This window comes from Pantoea sp. X-Soil-ISGK-285 (assembly GCF_059730815.1).
Window position 1 is genome coordinate 290,968 of record NZ_AP035938.1, and the last position, 22,042, is coordinate 313,009.

21 protein-coding genes and 1 riboswitch are annotated in these 22,042 nt (G+C 56.2%); of the genes, 11 read left to right on the forward strand and 10 right to left on the reverse strand.

The window, feature by feature from the left end:
• Positions 1-84 precede the first annotated feature (84 nt).
• Both yjbE and pgi read right to left on the reverse strand, forming a co-directional pair.
• Complete coding sequence (gene yjbE, locus AC6I8B_RS01275) at positions 85-333, reverse strand: exopolysaccharide production protein YjbE (protein ID WP_010252668.1); 249 nt, start codon at positions 331-333, stop codon at positions 85-87.
• Between the two features lie 565 nt (positions 334-898).
• Positions 899-2,545 (reverse strand): glucose-6-phosphate isomerase, encoded by a 1,647-nt coding sequence (gene pgi / locus AC6I8B_RS01280; protein WP_010672201.1) that lies wholly within the window; start codon positions 2,543-2,545, stop codon positions 899-901.
• 391 nt (positions 2,546-2,936) lie between these two features.
• Positions 2,937-3,129: riboswitch (Lysine riboswitch) on the forward strand.
• Positions 3,130-3,242: 113 nt separating this feature from the next.
• Here pgi and lysC point away from each other — a divergent pair.
• From lysC to panS, 3 genes are all read left to right on the forward strand, one after another.
• Positions 3,243-4,595, forward strand: a complete 1,353-nt coding sequence (gene lysC / locus AC6I8B_RS01285; protein WP_022625207.1) for a lysine-sensitive aspartokinase 3 — start codon at positions 3,243-3,245, stop codon at positions 4,593-4,595.
• A gap of 238 nt (positions 4,596-4,833) precedes the next feature.
• Positions 4,834-5,529: an aquaporin Z gene (gene aqpZ / locus AC6I8B_RS01290; RefSeq protein ID WP_304623069.1), complete on the forward strand. Its 696-nt coding sequence runs from the start codon at positions 4,834-4,836 to the stop codon at positions 5,527-5,529.
• Positions 5,530-5,712: 183 nt separating this feature from the next.
• Positions 5,713-6,630, forward strand: coding sequence for a ketopantoate/pantoate/pantothenate transporter PanS (gene panS / locus AC6I8B_RS01295; protein ID WP_010252655.1), 918 nt, complete (start codon positions 5,713-5,715; stop codon positions 6,628-6,630).
• Positions 6,631-6,725: 95 nt separating this feature from the next.
• On the opposite strand, the gene AC6I8B_RS01300 is transcribed toward panS, so the two are convergent.
• The 6 genes from AC6I8B_RS01300 to AC6I8B_RS01325 form a co-directional block, all read right to left on the reverse strand.
• A complete protein-coding gene (locus AC6I8B_RS01300) occupies positions 6,726-8,351 on the reverse strand; it encodes a Na/Pi cotransporter family protein (RefSeq protein WP_497817558.1) in 1,626 nt (541 codons plus the stop codon).
• 108 nt (positions 8,352-8,459) lie between these two features.
• On the reverse strand, positions 8,460-9,452 hold the full coding sequence (locus AC6I8B_RS01305) for an ABC transporter ATP-binding protein (protein ID WP_010252646.1): 993 nt from the start codon (positions 9,450-9,452) through the stop codon (positions 8,460-8,462).
• A 2-nt stretch (positions 9,453-9,454) separates the two neighbouring features.
• Positions 9,455-10,240, reverse strand: coding sequence for an ABC transporter permease (locus AC6I8B_RS01310; protein ID WP_033769434.1), 786 nt, complete (start codon positions 10,238-10,240; stop codon positions 9,455-9,457).
• An 11-nt stretch (positions 10,241-10,251) separates the two neighbouring features.
• On the reverse strand, positions 10,252-11,097 hold the full coding sequence (locus AC6I8B_RS01315; RefSeq protein ID WP_157353530.1) for an ABC transporter permease: 846 nt from the start codon (positions 11,095-11,097) through the stop codon (positions 10,252-10,254).
• The gene (locus AC6I8B_RS01320; protein ID WP_157353527.1) at positions 11,094-11,906 is read right to left on the reverse strand and encodes an alkaline phosphatase family protein; all 813 of its coding nucleotides are present in this window, start codon (positions 11,904-11,906) and stop codon (positions 11,094-11,096) included. The genes AC6I8B_RS01315 and AC6I8B_RS01320 overlap by 4 nt, the downstream gene beginning before the upstream one ends.
• A gap of 20 nt (positions 11,907-11,926) precedes the next feature.
• Complete coding sequence (locus tag AC6I8B_RS01325; protein ID WP_010252250.1) at positions 11,927-12,988, reverse strand: ABC transporter substrate-binding protein; 1,062 nt, start codon at positions 12,986-12,988, stop codon at positions 11,927-11,929.
• A gap of 206 nt (positions 12,989-13,194) precedes the next feature.
• On the opposite strand from AC6I8B_RS01325, the gene AC6I8B_RS01330 reads away from it, so the two are divergent.
• The 4 genes from AC6I8B_RS01330 (at position 13,195) to ubiA (ending at position 15,878) form a co-directional block, all read left to right on the forward strand.
• A complete protein-coding gene (locus tag AC6I8B_RS01330) occupies positions 13,195-13,902 on the forward strand; it encodes a UTRA domain-containing protein (RefSeq protein WP_010672207.1) in 708 nt (235 codons plus the stop codon).
• A 71-nt stretch (positions 13,903-13,973) separates the two neighbouring features.
• The gene (gene psiE, locus AC6I8B_RS01335; protein WP_010252246.1) at positions 13,974-14,384 is read left to right on the forward strand and encodes a phosphate-starvation-inducible protein PsiE; all 411 of its coding nucleotides are present in this window, start codon (positions 13,974-13,976) and stop codon (positions 14,382-14,384) included.
• Positions 14,385-14,470: 86 nt separating this feature from the next.
• A complete protein-coding gene (gene ubiC, locus AC6I8B_RS01340; protein ID WP_010252243.1) occupies positions 14,471-14,983 on the forward strand; it encodes a chorismate lyase in 513 nt (170 codons plus the stop codon).
• Between the two features lie 58 nt (positions 14,984-15,041).
• Positions 15,042-15,878: a 4-hydroxybenzoate octaprenyltransferase gene (gene ubiA / locus AC6I8B_RS01345; protein ID WP_154209916.1), complete on the forward strand. Its 837-nt coding sequence runs from the start codon at positions 15,042-15,044 to the stop codon at positions 15,876-15,878.
• A gap of 63 nt (positions 15,879-15,941) precedes the next feature.
• Here ubiA and plsB read toward each other — a convergent pair whose 3' ends face one another.
• Entirely contained in the window at positions 15,942-18,365 is a 2,424-nt protein-coding gene (gene plsB, locus AC6I8B_RS01350; protein ID WP_010252237.1) for a glycerol-3-phosphate 1-O-acyltransferase PlsB, read from the reverse strand.
• 128 nt (positions 18,366-18,493) lie between these two features.
• Here plsB and AC6I8B_RS01355 point away from each other — a divergent pair, with 128 nt between their 5' ends.
• The 4 genes from AC6I8B_RS01355 (at position 18,494) to AC6I8B_RS01370 (ending at position 21,385) form a co-directional block, all read left to right on the forward strand.
• Complete coding sequence (locus tag AC6I8B_RS01355) at positions 18,494-18,862, forward strand: diacylglycerol kinase (protein ID WP_010252234.1); 369 nt, start codon at positions 18,494-18,496, stop codon at positions 18,860-18,862.
• A 105-nt stretch (positions 18,863-18,967) separates the two neighbouring features.
• Positions 18,968-19,582, forward strand: a complete 615-nt coding sequence (gene lexA / locus AC6I8B_RS01360) for a transcriptional repressor LexA (RefSeq protein ID WP_010252231.1) — start codon at positions 18,968-18,970, stop codon at positions 19,580-19,582.
• 100 nt (positions 19,583-19,682) lie between these two features.
• Positions 19,683-21,005 carry an MATE family efflux transporter DinF gene (dinF, locus tag AC6I8B_RS01365; RefSeq protein ID WP_497817559.1) on the forward strand — a complete coding sequence of 441 codons (1,323 nt, stop codon included), beginning with the start codon at positions 19,683-19,685 and terminating at the stop codon, positions 21,003-21,005.
• A 167-nt stretch (positions 21,006-21,172) separates the two neighbouring features.
• Complete coding sequence (locus tag AC6I8B_RS01370; RefSeq protein ID WP_033770834.1) at positions 21,173-21,385, forward strand: CsbD family protein; 213 nt, start codon at positions 21,173-21,175, stop codon at positions 21,383-21,385.
• 73 nt (positions 21,386-21,458) lie between these two features.
• On the opposite strand, the gene zur is transcribed toward AC6I8B_RS01370, so the two are convergent.
• On the reverse strand, positions 21,459-21,980 hold the full coding sequence (gene zur / locus AC6I8B_RS01375) for a zinc uptake transcriptional repressor Zur (RefSeq protein ID WP_010252202.1): 522 nt from the start codon (positions 21,978-21,980) through the stop codon (positions 21,459-21,461).
• Between the last annotated feature and the right edge of the window lie 62 nt (positions 21,981-22,042).

Below are 22,042 nucleotides of genomic sequence, written 5' to 3' on the forward strand. Positions count from 1 at the left end.
TCAGCGTCCTCACTCACCGAAGTCAGTGGTTCAGCCTCTGCCCGTTTGCTGCAGATCAGCAATCAGACGGGGGTCGGGCATCCATCAACGAGTGGTGCTCGTCGTGGTCGTGGTTGTTGTACCGGTATTTGCACCGTCACCACCGCCAGAAGCGGCAATGCCGAGCCCGACCAGCGCGCCAAGTGCACCGATACCCACAGCGGTAGACGTGCCAGCAGAGATTGCTCCCGCCTGCGCGCCAGCTGCGGTACCAGCTTCTTCCGGCGCAGCAAATGCGCTGGAAGAGACGGCAACGAAGATCAAGGCTGCACCGGCAACCATAGTTTTTTTCATAACAGCGTTTCCTGCATTGAGTGAATGAAGGATCTCTGTCCGCTGAGGTTGCAACGCAGTCAGACTGCGGCAAAATCGACAGACAGTCCCATTGCGGGCGCGTTCAGTATAGGGCAACAAAATACCAGAGTTCAGCACCGGAAAAACCAGGGTGAATAGCGGGGTGGGCGCGTGATTTAATTAGCTGGATTGGGGATAACTACTTTTTATATCGGAATATTTCGGGCTGATGCCAGATATTTCGCTGCTGGCGAATCAATTGCAAAGCGTAATGTTCTTTTTTATTAATATCTGGTACGGAATAAGAATAATCAGAATTTACTCAGGATTGCTGAAACTGAATATGATTATGAATCAATAGCTAACAATAGAGATTACCCGATTTCAGGACCATTTTATACTTTATGCTGGCCCGTTCAGCGCATCGATGTTCAGAATTATCTTAGGTTATTTTAAGACTTTTCCCTGACAACCCATGCTCTCCAACGATATAAACAGCCCATTCAGATGTAAAAACAGTCAAAAAAAGGGCGGCAAAGTGGCCGCCCGATGAAATTAACGCCGATTAACGCCAGGATTTATAGCGGTTAATTAAGGCATTAGTGGAGCTGTCGTGAGTGGTAACTTCGTCCTCGTTTTCCAGTTCCGGCAGAATACGGTTCGCCAGCTGCTTACCTAATTCCACACCCCACTGATCGAAAGTGAAGATATTCAGGATGGCACCCTGAGTGAAGATTTTGTGCTCATACAGGGCAATCAGCGCGCCCAGGCTGTAAGGGGTAATCTCACGCAGCAGGATGGAGTTAGTCGGGCGGTTACCTTCAAACACCTTGAACGGCACGATATGGGCCACAGACTCTGCAGATTTACCGGCATCGGTAAACTCTTTCTCTACGACGTCGCGTGACTTACCAAACGCCAGCGCTTCAGTCTGGGCAAAGAAGTTAGAGAGCAGCTTCGGATGGTGATCCGCGAGCGCATTATGGGTAATGGCCGGCGCAATAAAGTCGCACGGAACCAGCTTGGTACCCTGGTGGATCAGCTGATAAAACGCGTGCTGACCGTTGGTGCCAGGTTCGCCCCAGATGATTGGGCCAGTCTGGTAGTCCACCGGATGACCGGCACGATCCACATACTTGCCGTTTGACTCCATATTGCCCTGCTGGAAATAGGCGGCAAAGCGGTGCATGTACTGGTCGTAAGGCAGAATCGCTTCGGTTTCAGCACCAAAGAAATTGTTGTACCAGATGCCAATCAGTGCCAGCAGCACCGGCAGGTTCTGCTCAGCCGGCGCAGAGGCGAAGTGCTGGTCCATGGCATGTGCGCCGCTCAGCAGCTGCTCGAAGTTATCGAAACCAATCGAGAGAATGATCGACAGGCCGATCGCTGACCACAGTGAATAGCGGCCGCCAACCCAGTCCCAGAATTCAAACATGTTGTTGGTGTCGATACCAAATTCGCCCACCGCTTTGGCGTTGGTCGACAGCGCAGCAAAGTGTTTCGCTACGTGCTGCTGGTCGCCTGCCGTTTTCAGGAACCAGTCGCGCGCGCTGTGGGCGTTGGTCATGGTTTCCTGGGTGGTGAAGGTTTTCGATGCCACCAGGAACAGGGTGGTTTCCGGGCTGAGGTCTTTCAGCGTTTCGGCGATGTGGGTGCCGTCAACGTTAGAGACAAAATGCATGTTCAGATGGTTTTTGTACGGGCGCAGCGCTTCAGTCACCATAAACGGGCCGAGGTCAGAGCCGCCGATACCGATATTCACCACGTCGGTGATCGCTTTACCGGTATAGCCTTTCCATTCGCCGCTGATGATGCGCTCAGAGAAGCCTTTCATCTTATCCAGCACCGCGTTGACCTCTGGCATCACATCTTTGCCATCCACCAGAATCGGCGTGTTACTCCGGTTACGCAGCGCGACGTGCAGCACCGCACGATCTTCGGTGCGGTTAATCTTCTCACCCGAGAACATAGACTTAATGGCACCGCTCAGGTCGGTCTCTTTGGCCAGCGCCTGTAACTTATCGAGGGTTTCCTGGGTGATGCGGTTTTTGGAGAAATCCACCAGCATCTGATCATCAAAGGTGGCAGAGAATTTGGCAAAACGATCGGCATCCTGGGCGAACAGATCGGCAATTTCTACCGACTTCATCTGCTCAAAATGCTGTTGCAGCGCTTTCCAGGCTGCGGTTTGTGTCGGATTGATATTTTTCATGGCAACACTCTTGTTGATATTAAGAACCGTCATTCCATCGGAGGCACATCATGCCCGTTTAGCGTTTCAGTATGACCACAGTTGTAACTGAAAGGAAAAATTTTGTCAGCGCGCGCCGGACAGGCGATCTGAACGCCGCTGTTTATCGCCAGCATTCACTGGCGCGAACAGCCAGCGGACCGCAGAGGCAACGCGCGGTAAAGTGTGACGCGAAAGTCTGCGCAAAACGTTGTGCCGTATCAGGGATTGCTGCATGGGCTGAACCCATTAAGCACTGTAGCCGCTGCGACGCAGAGTCATTTGTTTTCTGATGCGGCGCTCCGGGCATCGCTGACATTGACAGCAGGTCCAGAAAAGGCTAGATCTATGCGCCTACTTGCGCACCTGTGCGCAAGCCAGAAGAGGCGCGTCGCCCAGGCAGTGTGTTGGAGGAACCGTATCCGGTGAAAACACATGATGGGGAGCGACGCCGAGGTGGGTCAGCACGCGGTGTGCTGCCTGTCGGCTACAGGGGCTGAATCCTCTGGGTTGTCACCAGAAACGTCTGCAGTCGACGTTTCGCAAGGTGGGGCGCTTCTGGGTGACTCGTCTATCCGATCTTGTCCGCCCGTTTCTGCTCTTTCCTTGTGCCTGGCTGAAAGAATGTTTCTCGACCCTTTCATCGGCGAGAACAAGATAACCTGACACGAGGTCCTACATGTCTCAAACACTGATAGTGGCAAAATTCGGCGGCACCAGCGTAGCCGATTTTGAAGCGATGAACCGCAGCGCCGATGTGGTGTTGCAGGACGCCAGCACGCGTCTGGTGGTGCTCTCTGCTTCGGCGGGCATTACTAATCTGCTGGTTGCGCTGGCTGAAGGCCAGCAGGCTCCCCAGCGCGCTGTGCTGCTTGATGATATCCGCCGTATCCAGTACGCCATTGTTGATCGACTGCAGCGTCCGGAAGTGATCCGCGATGAAATTGATCGGATGATCGACAATATCAGCATGCTTTCCGAAGCCGCCTCACTGGCCACCTCGAATGCCCTGACCGATGAACTGGTCAGCCACGGTGAGCTGATGTCATCACTGCTGTTTGTGGAAATTCTGCGTGAACGCCAGGTTAATGCGGAGTGGTTCGATGTCCGCAAGGTAATGCGTACCGACGATCATTTTGGCCGGGCAGTACCGGATGTACAGGTGCTGGCGGAGCAGGCGACGGCGCAGTTACAGCCGCGCATTGAGCAGGCATTAGTCATTACTCAGGGTTTCATTGGCAGTGAAAGCGAAGGGCGCACCACCACCCTGGGTCGCGGCGGCAGTGATTACACCGCCGCGCTGCTGGGCGAAGCGCTGAATGCGGCGCGTGTGGATATCTGGACGGATGTGCCGGGCATCTACACCACCGATCCGCGCGTGGTGCCGACGGCGAAGCGTATTGATGAAATTACTTTTGAAGAAGCCGCTGAAATGGCGACGTTCGGTGCGAAAGTGCTGCACCCGGCGACGCTGCTTCCCGCTGTACGCCGGGGTATTCCGGTATTCGTCGGTTCCAGCAAGGATCCGGCAGCTGGTGGGACCCGCGTCTGCAATGAAACCCGCAACCCGCCGCTGTTTCGGGCGCTGGCGCTACGCCGTAAGCAGACGCTGTTAACGCTGCACAGCCTTAACATGCTGCATACGTTTGGTTTTCTTGCTGAACTCTTCAATATTCTGGCGCGTCATAACGTCTCGGTTGACCTGATCACCACCTCCGAAGTGAGCGTGGCGCTGACGCTCGACACCACCGGATCGACCTCAACCAGTGCCAGCCTGCTGACCCAGGCTTTACTGACTGAACTCTCGTCGCTGTGCCGGGTTGAAGTGGAAGAAGATCTGGCGCTGGTGGCGATTATCGGTAACCAGCTGTCAAAAGCGTGCGGCGTCGGCAAAGAGGTGTTTGGTGTGCTCGACCCGTTCAACCTGCGGATGATTTGCTACGGTGCCAGCAGCTACAACCTCTGCTTCCTGGTACCGGGCAACGATGCGGAAAGCGTGGTACGTACGCTGCATCGTAATCTGTTCGAGTAAACTTCTCTGCCATTCAGGCCGCGTCAGCGCGGCCTGAAAAACGGCAAAAATGGTTCATATCTCCCTCATTACTCCCCCGGCACGCGACTTCCGATAAAACCTGTTAATACATAAAGTTACATTCTGTTATTGCCAAATGGCAACCCCTTTCTCTGCGCATTTCGTGCACCTGCATTGCGCTCCCTTTCCGCAGATTTATAATCCCGCCGCTGAATCAATTCACCCAAATTTAGGAAATATCATGAAAAGGTTAGTCGCAGAGGCGCTGGGTACCTTCGTGCTGGTGGCCGGCGGTTGTGGAAGTGCCGTGCTGTCAGCTGCGTTCCCGGAGCTGGGCATTGGCTTCATGGGCGTGGCGCTGGCTTTCGGGCTGAGCGTGCTGGTCATGGCGTATGCGGTCGGTCACATCTCAGGCGGGCACTTTAACCCGGCGGTGACCCTGGGATTAGTGGCAGGCGGACGTTTTCCCGCGTCTCAGGCCATTCCTTACATCATCGCGCAACTGGCAGGCGGCATTGCCGCTGGCGCGGTGCTCTATCTGATCGCCAGCGGTAAAGGCGACTTCAGTGCAGCGGCCAGCGGCTTTGCGGCGAATGGCTACGGCGAACACTCGCCAGGCGGCTTCAGCCTGCAGGCAGGCATGATCGCCGAAGGGGTGATGACCGCTATCTTCCTGATTGTGATTATGGGTGCCACCAGCGAACGCGCGCCGAAAGGCTTTGCACCTATTGCGATCGGCCTGGCGTTAACCCTGATCCACCTGATCAGCATTCCGGTAACCAATACCTCGGTTAACCCGGCACGCAGCACCGCGGCAGCCCTGTTCCAGGGTGACTGGGCGATCTCTCAGCTGTGGATGTTCTGGTTAATGCCGATTATCGGTGCCGTGATTGGTGGTTTGATCTACCGCGGTTTAGAGGAAAAAGCAGCGTAATTTCTTCGATATGCAGCGGATCGGCAGCAGTCGATCCGCATTTTCCCGCCTCGACCCATCTTCGCCTTACGCCATGATAATGAAATGTTATGATCCCGCCTTCGTCACGGCAGTCGTTCCTGCATGATGACTCTCTATGGCAAATCTGCATAAAACATAACATTCTTATAAGGAAGTCTGGCTATGCTCGCCACGTTAACCCGCCTGTTCCCGCTCTGGGCCGTGCTGTTGTCTGTCGCCGCTTATTACTCTCCAGGTACGTTTCTCGGCATCGGACCCTGGGTCACTTATCTGCTGATGCTGATTATGTTCGGCATGGGTGTGACCCTGAATATCGACGATTTTAAACGGGTCCTGACCCGACCTGCGCCGGTGATTGCCGGAACCTTTCTGCACTATCTGGTGATGCCGTTAGCCGCCTGGGGGCTGGCAAAACTGTTTCATATGCCGCCAGATCTGGCTGCCGGTATGATTCTGGTCGGCTCAGTTGCCAGCGGCACCGCCAGCAACGTCATGATCTATCTGGCGAAGGGGGATGTGGCGCTGTCGGTGACGATCTCGTCAGTCTCTGCGCTGGTGGGTGTGTTCGCCACGCCGCTGTTAACCCGCTTTTATGTTGATACCCACATTCAGGTTGATGTGGCTGGCATGCTGCTGAGCATCGTGAAGATCGTCGTGATCCCCATCTCCCTGGGACTGATCATCCATCACAGCATGAACAGCGTGGTTCGCCGGGTGGAACCCTGGCTGCCTGCGTTTTCGATGGTCTGTATTCTGCTGATCATCAGTGCGGTGGTGGCGGGCAGTCAGGCCTTTATTGGATCGGTGGGTCTGATGGTGATCGCGGCGGTGATCCTGCATAACGCGATTGGCCTGCTTGGCGGCTACTGGGGCGGTAAGCTGTTTGGCTTCGATGAGTCAACCTGCCGTACCCTGGCGCTGGAGGTCGGCATGCAAAACTCCGGTCTGGCGGCGACGCTGGGCAAACTCTACTTCTCACCGCTGGCGGCATTGCCAGGCGCGCTGTTCTCGGTGTGGCACAACCTGTCAGGTTCACTGCTGGCGGGTTACTGGTCAGGAAAGCCGATTAAGAAGAAGTAACAGTGGCGGCGCATTATTACACTGCGCCGCATCTCACTGCTGCCGCGCCAGACGATCGCCGCTCCGGCGCGGCAGGTTATTCACTCCGCTCAGTTTTATTCATAGTCACGTTCATCGTCGGGCTGTTCCAGCACCGTGTAGGCCACACTACAAAACAGTGAATTCAGGCGCTTCATGTCGCCCAGTAAACCGAGATGCAGCGAACTGGTCTCAATACTCTGCACGTTCTTCTGGTGCAGGCGGTCAACATGCGCATGAGAGTAGCGACGGATCATCAGACGGAAGCGATGTTTAGCGCGACGCAGACGTTTAGCGCTGGTGATATCTTGTGACAGAAACACCGACAGACTCATTCTGAGGTTAGCGATCAGCAGCTCATGCAGCTCCTGCAGCTCTTTTAATCCCTCGGCAGAGAACGCGCGGCCCGCTGCCAGTGACTTGTCAGCGACATCGCCGCTCATCCGCTCAATGATGTCCCCGGCCTGCTCCAGATTTAGTGACATTTCAATGATTTCGCCCCAGCGACGTGAGTCCTCTTCGGGGAGGTCCTCTTTTGGCATCCGCGCCAGATAGAGTTTGATGGCGGTATAGAGCACATCGACATCATCATCCAGCCTGCGCACCGTGCGTTCCTCGCGGGATTCGCCATGTACCACCTTATTAAACGCCTCCAGCATCTGCTCCAGCACGTCACCCATGCGCAACGCTTCGCGGGCGGCATTCACCAGCGCCAGCGCCGGCGTATCCAGCGCGCTGCGATCGAGGTGCTTCGGCTTGAGGTGCAGCGCGTTATCCACGTCGTCGGCGATCATACGGCGACAGAGGCGCGCCATCAGGTCAGCAAACGGCACCATCGCCACGCAGCGGATCAGGTTGTAAAACACATGGAAGAAAATCACTAACTCTTCATCGTTGACCGGCAGCTTATCCAGCCACTCCGCCACAATATCGACAAACGGCAGGATGAACACACAGCCGATCAGCTTGAACAGCAGGCTGCCGAGCGCCACGCGCTTGCCCGCGGCATTCGAGCCGCTGGCGTTGATCATCGCCAGCAGGCCGCTACCGAGATTGGCACCAATCACCAGACAGAGCGCCACCTTGAACGAAATCACGCCGGTGGCGGTGAGCGTCGCGGTGATCAGCACCGCGGCCAGGCTGGAGTAACTGATGATGGCAAATACCGCCCCCAGCAGCGCATCGAGCATCACGTCGCCGGTCAGGCTGGAGAAAAGCACCTGGACACCGGCGGCCTGGGTAATCGGGCGAGCCGCTTCGACAATCAGCTGCAGCGCCAGCAATATCAGGCCCAGGCCGATACTGGCCCGGCCTAACTGACCCGCACGGGTCTGCTTGCGGCTGAGGAAGAACACCACGCCAAAGAAGATAAACAGCGGTGAAAGCCAGGAGAGATCAAATGTCAGGATACGCGCCATAATCGCGGTGCCGACATCCGCGCCAAGAATCACCACCAGCGCGGGCGTCAGGCTGACCAGATTCTGCGCCACAAAAGAGGTCACCAGCAGCGTGGTGGCGTTGCTGCTCTGCACCAGCGTGGTCACGCCAATGCCCGCCAGAAACGCCATCGGTTTTTTTTCTATGCTGCGACTCAGGACGCGGCGCAGATCGGCACCGTAGACCCGCATGATGCCGGTTCGTACGATATGCGTGCCCCAGACCAGCAGGGCCACCGCAGAGAGTAAATTAAGCAGGGTTAACACGTGGTGTCGCTCCTCGAATGTCAGGCTCAAAGCACAGACTGCCAGCCTGACGGAAGAGAGCAATCTGTGAAGGGGATTGCCGTGCTATGCGTGATTTTTTCCTGTGTTTTAAGCCACCTGGCGCAAAGTCGACATCTCCAATTGTAGACCAATCTTCCTGCCAGCGGGATGCAAATCCGCCGCCGATCGGTTAAGCACATCAACCGAAAGTTCCACATCATGCGCCCGGATACGATAGCGGATCACGTTGCCCAGCAGGCTGTGGCTGAGGATTTCCGCAGGAATGCCCTGGCCCGGCGCGGTGAACAGCATTGATTCCGGGCGAATGGCCACCTGGCTGTGGAAAGGCTGACCGGTCAGTCGCGTCGCCTGCTCAGCGCTCAGCAGGTTGTAGTTGCCAATAAATCCGGCGGCGAAGAGATCGACCGGTTGGGTATAGAGCGCTTCGGCATCGCCATTCTGCACAATTTTGCCCCGGTTCATCAGCACGATACGATCGGATAGCGTCAGCGCCTCCTCCTGATCGTGGGTGACGAACAGGGTGGTGAGATTCAGCTCGCGCTGGATGCGCCGGATTTGATCGCGCAGATGGCGGCGAATACGCGCATCCAGCGCCGACAGCGGTTCATCCAGCAGCAGCAGACGCGGACGCGTCACCAGCGAACGTGCCAGTGCCACGCGCTGACACTGCCCGCCTGACAACTGGTGCGGATAACGGCGTGCATAATCATTGAGTTCAACCAGCTCCAGCACCTCCAGCACCCGCTGGCGAATCTGCGCTTCGGGCAGTTTCTGCATCTTCAGGCCAAATGCGACGTTCTTCTCTACCGTCATGTTGGGAAACAGCGCATAGCTCTGAAACACCATACCGATGGCGCGCTTCTGCGGGGCCAGCGGCACGATATCTTTGCCCTCCAGCCTGATTTCACCGCTGTCGACGCCGGTTAATCCCGCCAGACAACGCAGCAGCGTCGATTTACCGCAGCCGCTGGGGCCGAGCAGGGTGACAAATTCCCCTTCAGCGGCGCTGAAATCGATCTGCTCAAAAATGGGCGTGGGTCCATAGGACTTGTTCAGCTCTCTGACCTCAAGGTAACTCATATTCAGCCTCGTTCGGGATTCAGGGCGTTGGCCAGCCAGGTAACCAGCAGCACCACAAAGAAGTAGGAGATCACCAGCGCGCTGGTGAAGTGACCGCTGCCGTTACGCATGTTGAAGAGGTAAACCTGCAGGGTTTCATAGCGGTTGCCGACCAGCAGGTTAGCGAAGACAAATTCGCCAATCAGGAAGGAGAAAGAGAGCAGCACGGCAATCAGCATCCCTTTGCGCAGGTTGGGCAGCACGACCCACAGCGCCGCCTGCCAGGTGCTGGCACCCAGCAACTGCGCGGCATCAATCAGCTCTTTGAGGTTGATCGCCTGCATATTGTTCGCCAGTGCCCGGTAGATAAAGGGCAACGCGATAGTGAAATAACAGCCGATTAAGATCCACGGCGTGCCGGTCAGCATCAGCGGTGACGAAGAGTAGAGTTGCAGTAATCCCACTGACGACACCACCGGCGGCACGGCGAAAGGCATCAGGATCAGGACGTTCATCACCGCATCCAGTCGAGGAAAATAGTAAGCGATTACAAACATGGCAGGCAGCACCAGCACCAGCGAGAACATAAGCGCACCCAGGCAAATCAGCAGCGAATGGCTCAGCGCCGTCAGAAATCGCGGGTCGCTCCAGAGCTGGATGAACCACTTCAGGCTATAGCCCTGTGGCAGAATGGTGTTACTCCAGTCGGACGACAGTGCATAAAGCAGTGTGGCCAGTAAAGGCAGTGCCAGCAGGGTAAAGAGTAACCCGACCATTATCCGGTGATAGAGGTGCTCAGCACGTGACATGGCGGCTCCTTTCATGGCTGTTTCGCATTGAGATAGCTACGGCGCACCAGATATTGCTGCACCAGGGTGATCAGCGCCATAATCGCCACCAGCAGCATCGCCAGCGCACTACCGGTGTTGGGATCCAGCGAGATATCGCCGGAGACCAGCGCGGCAATGCGCACCGGCACCACGTTGAAATTACCCGTGGTCAGGGCATAAATCGTGGCGTAAGCGCCCAGCGCATTCGCCAGCAGGATCACAAAGGTCCCGAGCAGCGCCGGAAACAGAATCGGCAGGCCGATGTGCCACCAGTAGTGCCAGCGGCTGGCACCCAGCAGCGCAGCGGACTCCTGCCACTCTTTTTTCAGCCCGTCGAACGCCGGGTAGAGCAGCAGCACGCCCAGCGGGATCTGGAACCAGGTGTAGACCAGCACCATGCCGTTGCGCGAGAAGAGTCTGAAGCTCTCAACCAGACCAAAATGGCGCAACAGCAATGTCAGGCAGCCGTTCAGCCCCAGCAGAATCACAAAGGCAAACGCCAGCGGGACACCCGCAAAGTTGCTGGTCATATTGGTAAAAGCGATGAGAAAGCGCTGCAGTCGCCCGCCGCCGAGCTGATGCAGTGAATAGCCGGTGACCAGTGCAATCAGTAAGCCGTAGACGCTTGACCAGAGTGAGATATCCAGCGAAAAACGAAACGCCTGCTGGTAGAAGGGCGAGGTGAGAATGTCCTGATAGTTATCCCAGCCCCACTGGCTGTTCATCTCACTCCAGAAGCTGTTAATGGCGATCCACAACAGCGGTGCCAGCTGAAAGGCGACCCAGAACAGGGTGAACGGTAACAGCAGCAGCAGCGCGACTCCTTTTCCTCTCATCTCTTCGACTCCGCCAGCAGGCCGCGACAGACCGGCTTGTCATGCGCCACCTCAAGCAGTTCACACAGCGTGCCGCACAGATCGGTCTGCTGCGGTGCCAGGTCAGGCTGCAGCGAGAAAGCCCGGCCAAAGACAAACAGCGGCACCGTGGTCTCTTCCGGCAGAATGCCGCCGTGGGAGCGATCGTCATTCATGCCGTGATCGGCGGTCACCATCACCTGATAGCCCTCAGCCAGCCACAAGGGCATCCACTGCGACAGCAGGCCGTCGGCGATGCGTGCCCGGTTGCGGTACTGTGGCGAAGAGAGGCCCGATTTATGACCGGCATCGTCGATATTCATCGGGTGGATTAGCAGAAAATCGGGATCGTGACGCAGCCGCAGGCTCTCTGCATCTTCAAACAGATGCGAGTCGGGATAGCTATCGTCAGAATAAAAATGGCCATACTGAATGGGCAGGTCCGGCGCGTCAGTGTGACGATCGCGCGCCGGAACGAACGGCGTTTGGTTATAAAGCTCACTCACCCAGTGGTAGGCCGCCGCCGCAGTCGTCAGTCCCGCCGATCGCGCAAAGTGAAAGATGCTACGCTCGCGGCTTAACCGACTGACGCCATTATGAATAATGCCGCTTCTGACCGGCGGAACACCGGTCAGAATGCACTCATAAAGCGGGCGTGACAGCGAGGGTAATTCACAGGTCATACGGTAATAAAACCCGTTGCCCTGCGAACATTCGGCATGCAGGTAACCCATTGCATGTTGTGCGACCTGATTGCTCAGGCCGTCCAGCACTACCAGGATGGTCTTCATTCCGTTCTCCCTGCCGCGAATTACTGCTGCATGTTGATGATGACGTTTTCCTGCCACAGGCGCGGCAGCATTTTCGACGATTTATCCCAGGCAGCCTGATCCTTCACCGGACGGGCATTTTTATATTCAGATTGCGGCAGCAGGCGAGCCTGAACGTCCGCTGGCAGCGTCAGATGTTCAGCACGGATAGGACGGGCATAGCCTTTCGCCAGATTGATCTGTCCCTGGTCTGAGAAGATATATTCGCGCGTCAGTTTTGCGGCGTTAGGGTGTTTCGCATATTTGTTGATGACGGTGGTGTAGCCGGAGGTCACGGAGCCATCAGACGGGATAACCACTTCGTAGCGGTTTTTGTCGATCTGGTCCCGGTAGTTAAGGGCGTTAAAGTCCCACACCACCGCCATCTGCACTTCGCCTTTTTCGATATTGGCAATCACCGGATCGGTAACGCCAAGACGACCCTGTTTAGCCAGATCGGCAAAGAAAGCCAGCGCCGGTTTCAGGTTCTTCTCATCGCCACCTAAGGCGTAGTTTGCCGCCAGTACGCCGTTAGCCGCCTGAGCTGCCACGCCGACGTCACCGATAGTAACCACATACTTACCTTTTTTCAGATCGGCCCAGCTATGGGGGATATCTTTAACCTGCTGCTTGTCGATCAGAAAGGCGATGGTGCCGGTATAGGCCAGCGCCCAGTGGCCATCTTTATCTTTAGCCCAGGCCGGAATCTGATCCCAGTGAGTGGGTTTATAGGGCTGGGTCACACCTTTAGCGACAGCGATCGGGCCAAAGGCGGCACCCACGTCACCGATGTCAGCGCTGGCGTTCTCTTTTTCTGCATCGAATTTCGCCAGCTCCTGCGCCGATGACATATCGGTATCGCTGTGCTTAAGGCCATATTTGCTGCTGATGTCGTTCCAGGTATCTTTCCAGTTAGCCCAGCTATCCGGCATCCCGACGCTGTTGACCTGGCCTTCACTGCGTGCCGCTTTTTCCAGTGCGGCAAGGTCGTTATCGGCGGCCTGCGCAACGGGCAGGGTGAGCACTACAGCACTGGCTACTACAGAGGCGATAAACGCTTTCATCTCAGTTGCTCCGGGTGTAAGTTGATGGGCCTGGCTGGTCTAGTCCAGCAAGAACCGAGCCAATGTAGCCCCTGTATATGAACGATTTATGACAGGGCGGCGCTGTGCGGGGGATGGGCGATGAAAGATGTGACCCGTTCGCCTGTCACAGGCGCGTTTACCTGAACAGTAAGAGTGCGGAGTCGCACCAAAATGAGGCTACTGTTGTGGAGTCGATAGCACTCAAAACGGCGGATGCGATCGCCAGCGTCCTGCTGACGCGTATTCAGGCCGGAGAGTTCAGCGCCGGGCGACTGCCGGCGGAGCGTGCCTTAAGCGAAGCGTTCAGCACGACCCGGATTACCCTGCGGGAAGCACTGGGCAAGCTGGAAGCCCAGGGAATGATCTACCGGGAACTGCGTCGCGGCTGGTTTATCGCACCGCCGCGGCTGATCTATAACCCGCTGCATCACAGCCACTTTCATGCCATGGCAATGGAGCAGGGACGGCAGGCGGCCACCGAGGTCATCGCCGCCGAACAGGTCGCGGCGCACGACAGCGTGGCGACGGCGCTGCGGCTGGCATCCGGTTCGGCGGTGTACTGCATCCGCCGTTTGCGGCGCATCGACGGGCGTGCGGTGCTCTATGTTGAACACTACCTCAATCCGCGTTTTTTCCCTGGTCTGCTTGATGAAGATTTGACCCGCTCACTGACCGATCTCTATGACCAGCGCTACGGCATTCGTTACGGCGGCGCGCGCTTCACCATCCTGCCCGGCCCGCTGCCGGAGGTCGCCGCACCCATGCTGAATGTGGCACCGGGCAGCCCCGGTTTGTTGATCACCCGCATCAATCGCAACCAGCAAAAAGAGGTGATTGATTGCGACTGTGAATACTGGCGTTACGATGCGCTCTGTGTTGATGTGGAGGCCTGAGGAGTTATTGTGATTTGCGTCACACTCGCGCATGATACCGCGCGCTAACAACTCCTTTTTTAAGGCGCAACATGAGTGACAAAAATCCTTTGGCCCGCCACCTTGCAACGGTACTGCAATGGGTGCTGAATCTGGGTCTGCTGAGTCTGGCGATCATCCTGATCGTCTTTTTAGGCAAAGAAACTATCCATCTGGCAAACGTGCTGTTTAACACCAGCGAGCAGTCATCCTCCTATCTGTTGATTGAGGGGATTGTCATTTATTTCCTCTACTTCGAATTTATTGCGTTGATTGTTAAGTACTTTCAGTCGGGATATCACTTTCCGCTGCGCTATTTTGTCTATATCGGTATCACGGCAATTATCCGCCTGATTATCGTCGACCATAAAAATCCCTTCGATACGCTCTGTTACTCTGCGGCGATTCTGATTCTGGTAATCACTCTGTGGCTGGCAAACAGCAACCGCCTGAAACGCGAGTAATCTCCCTGCCGTCTGTCATGACGGCAGGTGTTCGCATCGCGTCTCTGCGCTAAACTAGCGTCCTGAAAATTATTGGGAGTGGTGCTATGTCGCAAGACGCGCTCAGCTTATTACGTGCGCTCAACTGGCTTTCTCCGTCGCAGGCAACGCTTGCGCCGCCATTGCTCGACTGGCTGATGGAGGAGGATTCAATGACGCGCCGTTTTGAACAACATTGTCAGCGGGTCACGGTTCAGCCGCTGCGTGAAGGCTTTATCGACGCCAGCGAGTTGGGTGATGAAAAGGGCTTGTTGCCAGACGATCAACGCTTCTGGCTGCGTGAAGTGTTGCTGTTCGGCGACGATCAGCCCTGGCTGGCTGGCCGTACGCTGGTGCCGGAAAGCACCCTTAACGGGCCAGAAGCGATGCTGCAGCAGCTGGGCACCCGGCCGCTGGGTCGCTATCTCTTCTCCTCTTCAACGCTGACCCGCGATTTTATTGAGCCGGGGCAGGTGGAGGGATTGTGGGGACGACGTTCACGCCTGCGTCTCTCCGGCAAACCGCTGCTGCTGACTGAACTATTTTTACCGGCATCGCCGCTCTATCGCGATCTGGTCTGAGGATCCTGTGGTGCAAAATAGCTTAAGTATAAATAAATGGCGGGCCTACACGCGCCTGATGCGTATCGATAAGCCGATCGGTACGCTGCTGCTGATGTGGCCAACGCTCTGGGCATTATGGCTGGCTGACATGGCGATCCCGCCGCTGCCGGTGCTGGCGGTGTTTGTTGCCGGTGTCATCGTGATGCGTGCAGCCGGTTGTGTGATCAATGACTATGCCGATCGCAAAGTAGACGGTCATGTCGAACGCACGAAACATCGGCCACTGGCCAGCGGCGCGGTGAGTGCAAAAGAGGCTAAGCTGCTGTTCGTGATACTGGCTCTGGCGGCTTTTGCGCTGGTGCTGACTATGAACATGATGACGATTATGCTCTCCGTGGTAGGGCTGGCGCTGGCCTGGGTCTATCCCTTTATGAAGCGCTATACCCACCTGCCGCAGGTAGTGCTGGGTGCCGCCTTTGGCTGGGCCATTCCCATGGCATGGTCCGCAGTTAGTGAGTCCTTACCTCTGGTCTGCTGGCTGGTATTCATCGCCAACATCTGCTGGACGGTCGCCTATGACACTCAGTATGCGATGGTGGATCGGGATGATGACCTGAAGATTGGCGTGAAGTCGACCGCGATTCTCTTTGGCCGTTTCGACAAGCTAATCATTGGTCTGCTGCAACTGGCGACGCTGTTGCTGATGGCGCTGGTTGGCCTCATGCTACATCTGAACAGCGCCTTCTACTGGACGCTATTACTGGCCGCCGCGCTGTTTGTTTATCAACAGAAGCTGATCGCCGGACGCGAGCGGCAACCCTGTTTCCAGGCTTTTCTCAATAATAACTATGTTGGGATGGTGCTGTTCCTCGGTGTACTGATGAATACCCCGCCGTTCAGCCAGCTGTTCTGACAGGGGATTCAGGCACAAAAAAGGCGACCTCATGAGGTCGCCTTTTTACTATGCGCGCTGGGGTCAGTCGTGCGCCACAGCGGTTTCAATCGTCATGCGGACATCGCTGGTGACCAGGTCTGCCAGCATATGCCAGGTCGCCAGGGTCTGCGCAACATCGGCATCACCGCTGTCGCTGATATAACCTTCATCGCGCAGGGTCAGGACCAGTGAGGTAAAGACCGCTTTGTCGAAGAATTCCGGGGCATTGATACCGTGCAGCACCGACAGACGCTGTGCCAGCGTCCGGCTCTCTTTCTCCAGCGTGCCGCGGTTAATCGTCGGCTTGGCGCTGAGAATGGAGAACGTAATGGCATAACGCTGCAGCGTTTCACGCACACCGGCGGCCAGCAGTTGCAGCGTGCGATAGCGCGCTGAGGAAAAGCGCAATTCGCCAGCTTCGAGCGTAATCAGGCCCTGACGCGCCAGCTCCTGACTCAGTTCGGTCAGCAGTTGTGGCAGCTCATCGGTCTGCCAGCGCAGGAACAGCTCACTCTTCAGCATCGGGTAGATCAGGCTCACCTGACGCAGCAGTTCTGCTTCGCTCAGTGTCTGATGCTGCTGAACAATAGCGGCAATCAGCGACGGCATCACCAGCATGTGATGAATATTGTTGCGATAGTAGGTCATCAGCACCGCCTGCTCACGCGGCAGAATGATGATGTCGCCAATGCTGTCCTTTTCACTCTCAAACTTATTCATACCCATGGCGTGATCCAGCAGCGCTTCCGCTGAAAGATCGGGTACGGTCGCATTTGGCGAGTAAGGCACGTTGCGCAGCAACTGGGTATAGCACTCCAGTTGTTCAATCAGCTGTTCACGGGTTAGTGAGCGCTGACGTGACGCCAGCAGGGCGGTGACACAGAGGTTCATGGCGTTAGCCGCGCCCGCTTCATTGATACGCACCATCAGGCTGGCAGCAATATCGTTGACGGTTGGTGTTAACCAGCTGGGACGCTGCGGCTCAATCGGATCGATGGCATCGCGCCATTCCGGCACCCGCTTGTTGAGATAGTTGACCAGCGGCAGGGGTTCGCCAAAGTTCACGTAACCCTGACCGAGATTGCGCAGCTTGCGTAAGCCGCGCACCATCTGCATGAAGCCCTCTTTCTCTTTCGCCGCGCCGCGCAGTTCTTTAGCGTAAGTGCCCACTTCCATCACGTGCTCATAGCCGATATAGATCGGCACCAGCGTGATCGGGCGATTTCCGCCGCGCAGCATCGCCTGCAGCGTCATGGCTAAGGTGCCGGTTTTAGGGTCCAGCAGGCGACCGGTTCGTGAACGGCCTCCTTCGACAAAGTACTCAACCGAATAGCCGCGGGTGAATAGCTCGCCGAGATATTCGCGGAATACCGTGGCGTAGAGCTTGTTGCCTTTAAAGGTACGACGAATAAAGAAAGCGCCCAGGCGACGGAAAATCGGGCCGGCTGGCCAGAAGTTGAGATTGATACCGGCTGCGATGTGCGGCGGCACCAGACCCTGATGATAGAGCACATAGGAGAGCAGCAGATAATCCATGTGGCTGCGATGGCACGGCACATAGACAATCTCGTGGCCATCCTGCGCCAGCTGGCGGACTTTTTCGCCGCCATTGACGTTGATGCCCTGATAGAGCCGACTCCAGAGCCAGCCCATCACGCGGTCAGTTACGCGGATGGCTTCATAGGAGAAGTTTGCCGCAATCTCCTCCATCATTTCGACGGCGTTCTGCTGCGCTTTCTCATGGGAGATTTTTTTGCTGCGAGCTTCATCTTCTACTGCTTTTTCAATCGCTTTGGATTGCAGCAGACGAGTAAACAGATCCTGACGCGCCGGCAAGCGCGGGCCAATCGCCGCCAGCCGCTGGCGGGCAAAATGAATGCGCGCCACGCGAGCCAGCTTCTGGGCGATCGACTGATCCGTACCGTGTTCAGTTGCCATGCGGCGCAGCGACACTGTCGGCGAGAAGCGGACAAAACTGTCGCGCCCGTGCCAGATAACGGCAAAGAACTTCTGCACCCCGTTCAGCACCCGCAGGTGTGGCGTTGCTTCGCCCTGGACTTCACGTCCTGGTGCGCGGCCAAACATCACCGTGACCGGCAGCATCTGAATATCCAGCTTAGGGTTATTGCGATGCAGGTCCAGGTAATCGTGAAAGATTTTCACAGATTCAACGCTGGGCACAAAATAGGGGAAGACGCGTGGGCCATTGTGGATAAAGACGTGGCGCGGCAGCAGAGAACCATCAATCTCCAGCGGAGTGAGCGGGTCGGGCAGGTGATGCCGCAGACACTGTGCACGTAAAGTCAGTAAGTCGGCCTTCGAATCGTAAGGCAAAACATACATAATAGGTCGGGTCGGATCCAGACCATGTTCAGACACGGGATCGGCCGGAATGGCCTTACTTTTTACCAAAAACGACAGTGGTAAATTAAGCAGTTTGTAATAGAGTTTACGCCAACCTGACATAGACAACATGAAGCCTCTTGTTAGCAAAGCGCCGCAAGCATACCAGAAAGCGCAGCGAAGATCTGTGGTGGTGCCAATTGCACGCAGCCCAGACATTGACGTCAATCCGATGAAAGGGTTCCCACATCATGGCAAATAATGCCACCGGACTTATCAGAATAGTAAAAGCTGCAGGTTACTCATGGCAGGGGCTTCGTGCCGCCTGGCAACATGAAGCGGCGTTTCGGCAGGAAGCGCTGGCTGCGCTGGCCGCTATTGTTATCGCGTGCTGGCTGGATGTCGATGTGGTCTCCCGCATCCTCATGATTGGTGCGGTGGTGCTGGTGGTCATTGTTGAAATCCTCAATAGCGCCATTGAAGCGGTGGTCGACCGCATCGGTCAGGAGCATCATCCGCTGGCGGGCCGGGCAAAAGACATGGGCTCGGCGGCGGTGCTGATCAGCATATTACTGGCACTCTTCGTCTGGATCGCGCTGCTCTGGACACATTTGCGATAAGCCTTCCATAACGCGTCTGAGGGCGCGTTTTCCCTGACAATCGGTTTCCATTTCACCAATACCTGTATATACTCACAGCGACTGTATAAACAACCAGGGGGCGGGATGAAAGCATTAACCAGCAGGCAGCAGCAGGTCTATGACCTGATTCGCGACCATATTTCTTCAACGGGCATGCCGCCTACGCGTGCCGAAATCGCCGCGCAGCTGGGCTTCCGTTCGCCGAACGCGGCAGAAGAGCATCTGAAAGCGCTGGCGCGCAAAGGCGTCATCGAGATCGTTTCCGGTGCATCGCGCGGCATTCGACTGTTAATGGAAGAAGAAGCCTCAGAAGGGCTACCGCTGATTGGCCGGGTTGCTGCCGGTGAGCCGATCATGGCGCAGGAACATATCGAAACCCACTACAAGGTCGATCCGGGCCTGTTTAAGCCGTCTGCTGACTTCCTGCTGCGCGTCAGCGGAATGTCGATGAAAGATATCGGGATTATGGATGGCGACCTGCTCGCGGTGCATAAAACCCAGGATGTGCGTAACGGCCAGGTTGTGGTTGCCCGCATTGATGATGAAGTCACCGTTAAGCGCTGGAAAAAGCAGGGTGCTATCGTGCATCTGCTGCCGGAAAACAGCGATTTTGACCCGATTGTCGTCGATACCCGTGCGCAGTCACTGACCATAGAAGGTCTGGCTGTTGGCGTGGTGCGCAACGGCGAGTGGCTCTGATTCTTCTGCCAGCGTGCATTCGCCTTCTCTGATGCTATTCTGTCTGCCCTAATTTTGTCGCTGCCTCTTTTGCGCAGCGACACTGAGCACGGAACGGCGAATGCGCTTTATTACGGCAACCGATAAAAATCTCTGGCGGCTTGCGCTGCCGATGATCCTTTCAAATATCACCGTTCCCTTACTGGGAGTGGTCGATACTGCAGTAATTGGTCATCTCGACAGCCCTGTCTATCTTGGCGGGGTTGCGGTCGGGACTACAGTGACCAGCTTCCTCTTTATGCTGCTGCTTTTCCTTCGAATGAGTACCACTGGCCTTACGGCGCAGGCATTTGGCGCTGGCGATAAAATGGCGCTGGCACGCGCGCTGACTCAGCCGCTGATCATTGCGCTGCTGGCGGGCGTACTGTTCATCGCTTTGCGTTATCCGATTATTCAGCTGTCGACCCATCTCGTTGGCGGCAATCCCGATGTACTCGAACAGGCGGCACTGTTTATTCAGATTCGCTGGCTCAGTGCGCCTGCCACGCTGGCAAACCTGGTCATTCTGGGCTGGCTGCTGGGCGTGCAGTATGCACGCGCGCCGGTGATCCTGCTGGTGGTGGGCAACCTGGTTAACATCGTGCTCGATCTCTGGCTGGTGATGGGGCTGCACTGGGGTGTCGCGGGGGCGGCAACCGCCACGGCGCTGGCGGAATACATTACGCTGGTTGTCGGCAGCATCATGGTCTGGCGGGTGTTAAAACTGCGCGGAATTACGCTTAGCCTGCTGAAGCAGAGCTGGCGCGGTGACAGCGGCCGGCTGCTGCGACTGAACCGGGACATCATGCTGCGCTCTCTGATGCTGCAGCTCTGTTTCGCCTCGCTGACCGTACTGGGTGCCCGGCTGGGTCCGGATGTGGTGGCGGTTAACGCAGTATTACTGATGTTCATCACTTTTACGGCTTACGCGCTGGATGGCTTTGCCTATGCGGTTGAAGCTTTTGCGGGTGAGGCGCATGGTGCAAAAGATGGCAGCAAGCTCCTGCGCGTCTGGCACTCTGCCTGTCGGCAGGCGGTAGTGGTGGCGCTGTTCTTCTCGCTGATCTATGCCATTTTTGGCCCGCAGATCGTTACCCTGCTGACCTCTCTTCAGTCACTCCAGCAGACAGCGGACCGCTATCTGGTCTGGCAGATGATAATGCCGCTGATCGGCGTCTGGTGTTATCTGCTGGATGGCATGTTCATCGGAGCGACGCGCGGGCGTGAGATGCGTAACAGCATGGTAGTTGCCGCAGCCGGCTATTTTCTGACGCTGCTTAGCGTACCGGTGTTAGGTAACCATGGTCTGTGGCTGGCGGTCACGATTTTCCTGGCGCTGCGCGGCCTGTCGCTGTGGCTCATCTGGCGTAAGCACTGGCGTCAGAACAGCTGGTTTGATGCCTGAGTCAGCCGTGGCTGCACGCAAGCCGATACGGATTATTCTGTATTATTCCACGGTTAATAAATTGGCTACTACAATTAACTCCATGCAGCGCAGTTAACCAGCGCTTTGTATCGTTATTTTGTTAAGTAGCAAGATAATCATTAAAACCCGAGGATTGGAGGTCTGCCATGAATAAAGACGAAGCAAGCGGCAACTGGAAGCAGTTCAAAGGCAAAATGAAAGAGAAATGGGGCAAGCTGACCGACGATGATATGCAGGTTATCGAAGGTAAACGCGATCAGCTGGTCGGCAAAATCCAGGAGCGTTACGGCTCTACCAAAGATGAAGCCGAGCGCGAAGTAAGCGACTGGGAAGGTCAGAACAAAGATCACCGCTGGTAATCAGACAATAGCTTGATAATCAGCTGAATGCGTTCCGGTGGGCCCTCACCGGAACCGCACAAGGATGTGCCGATTACCCGCGTTTCCCCCGCTTTTTACCCTCATCCTGATGGTCATGCTCGCAGCTTTCATGGTGCGTACAGGCTTCAACCGCAGCACAATTTTCACATAAACCATGCGCTTCAATCACGCTGTGGCGTAATGCAAACTGCGCTTCACCTGCCAGACCAGCAATAATCTTCTCTACGCCCTGCGCCTGCTTCTCTGTAACGGCGGCACAGCGGTCACAGACCAGCATCACCGATGTATGTGCTGGTGCCTCAAAATGGTGACACATGACGTAGCTGTTGTTGGATTCCACCCGATGAATGAAACCCTGCTCCAGCAGGAAATCGAGCGCCCGGTAAACCGTGGGTGGCTTGGCCTGCGGCTCGCTGACCCGGAGTTGATCCAGCAGATCGTAGGCGCTGATCGAGCCAGGCTGCTCGGCCATCAGGCGCAACACTTCAGCACGTTGCGAAGTCAGACGCACACCGCGCTGCAGGCACATCTTTTCGGCCTGAATCAAAATTTGCTGCGACGTCATGTTTGTCATGAAAATTCTCCGCTGGATAAGTGATGTTATTTTATCACACATAGTTTCGCGGCGCTGAGGTT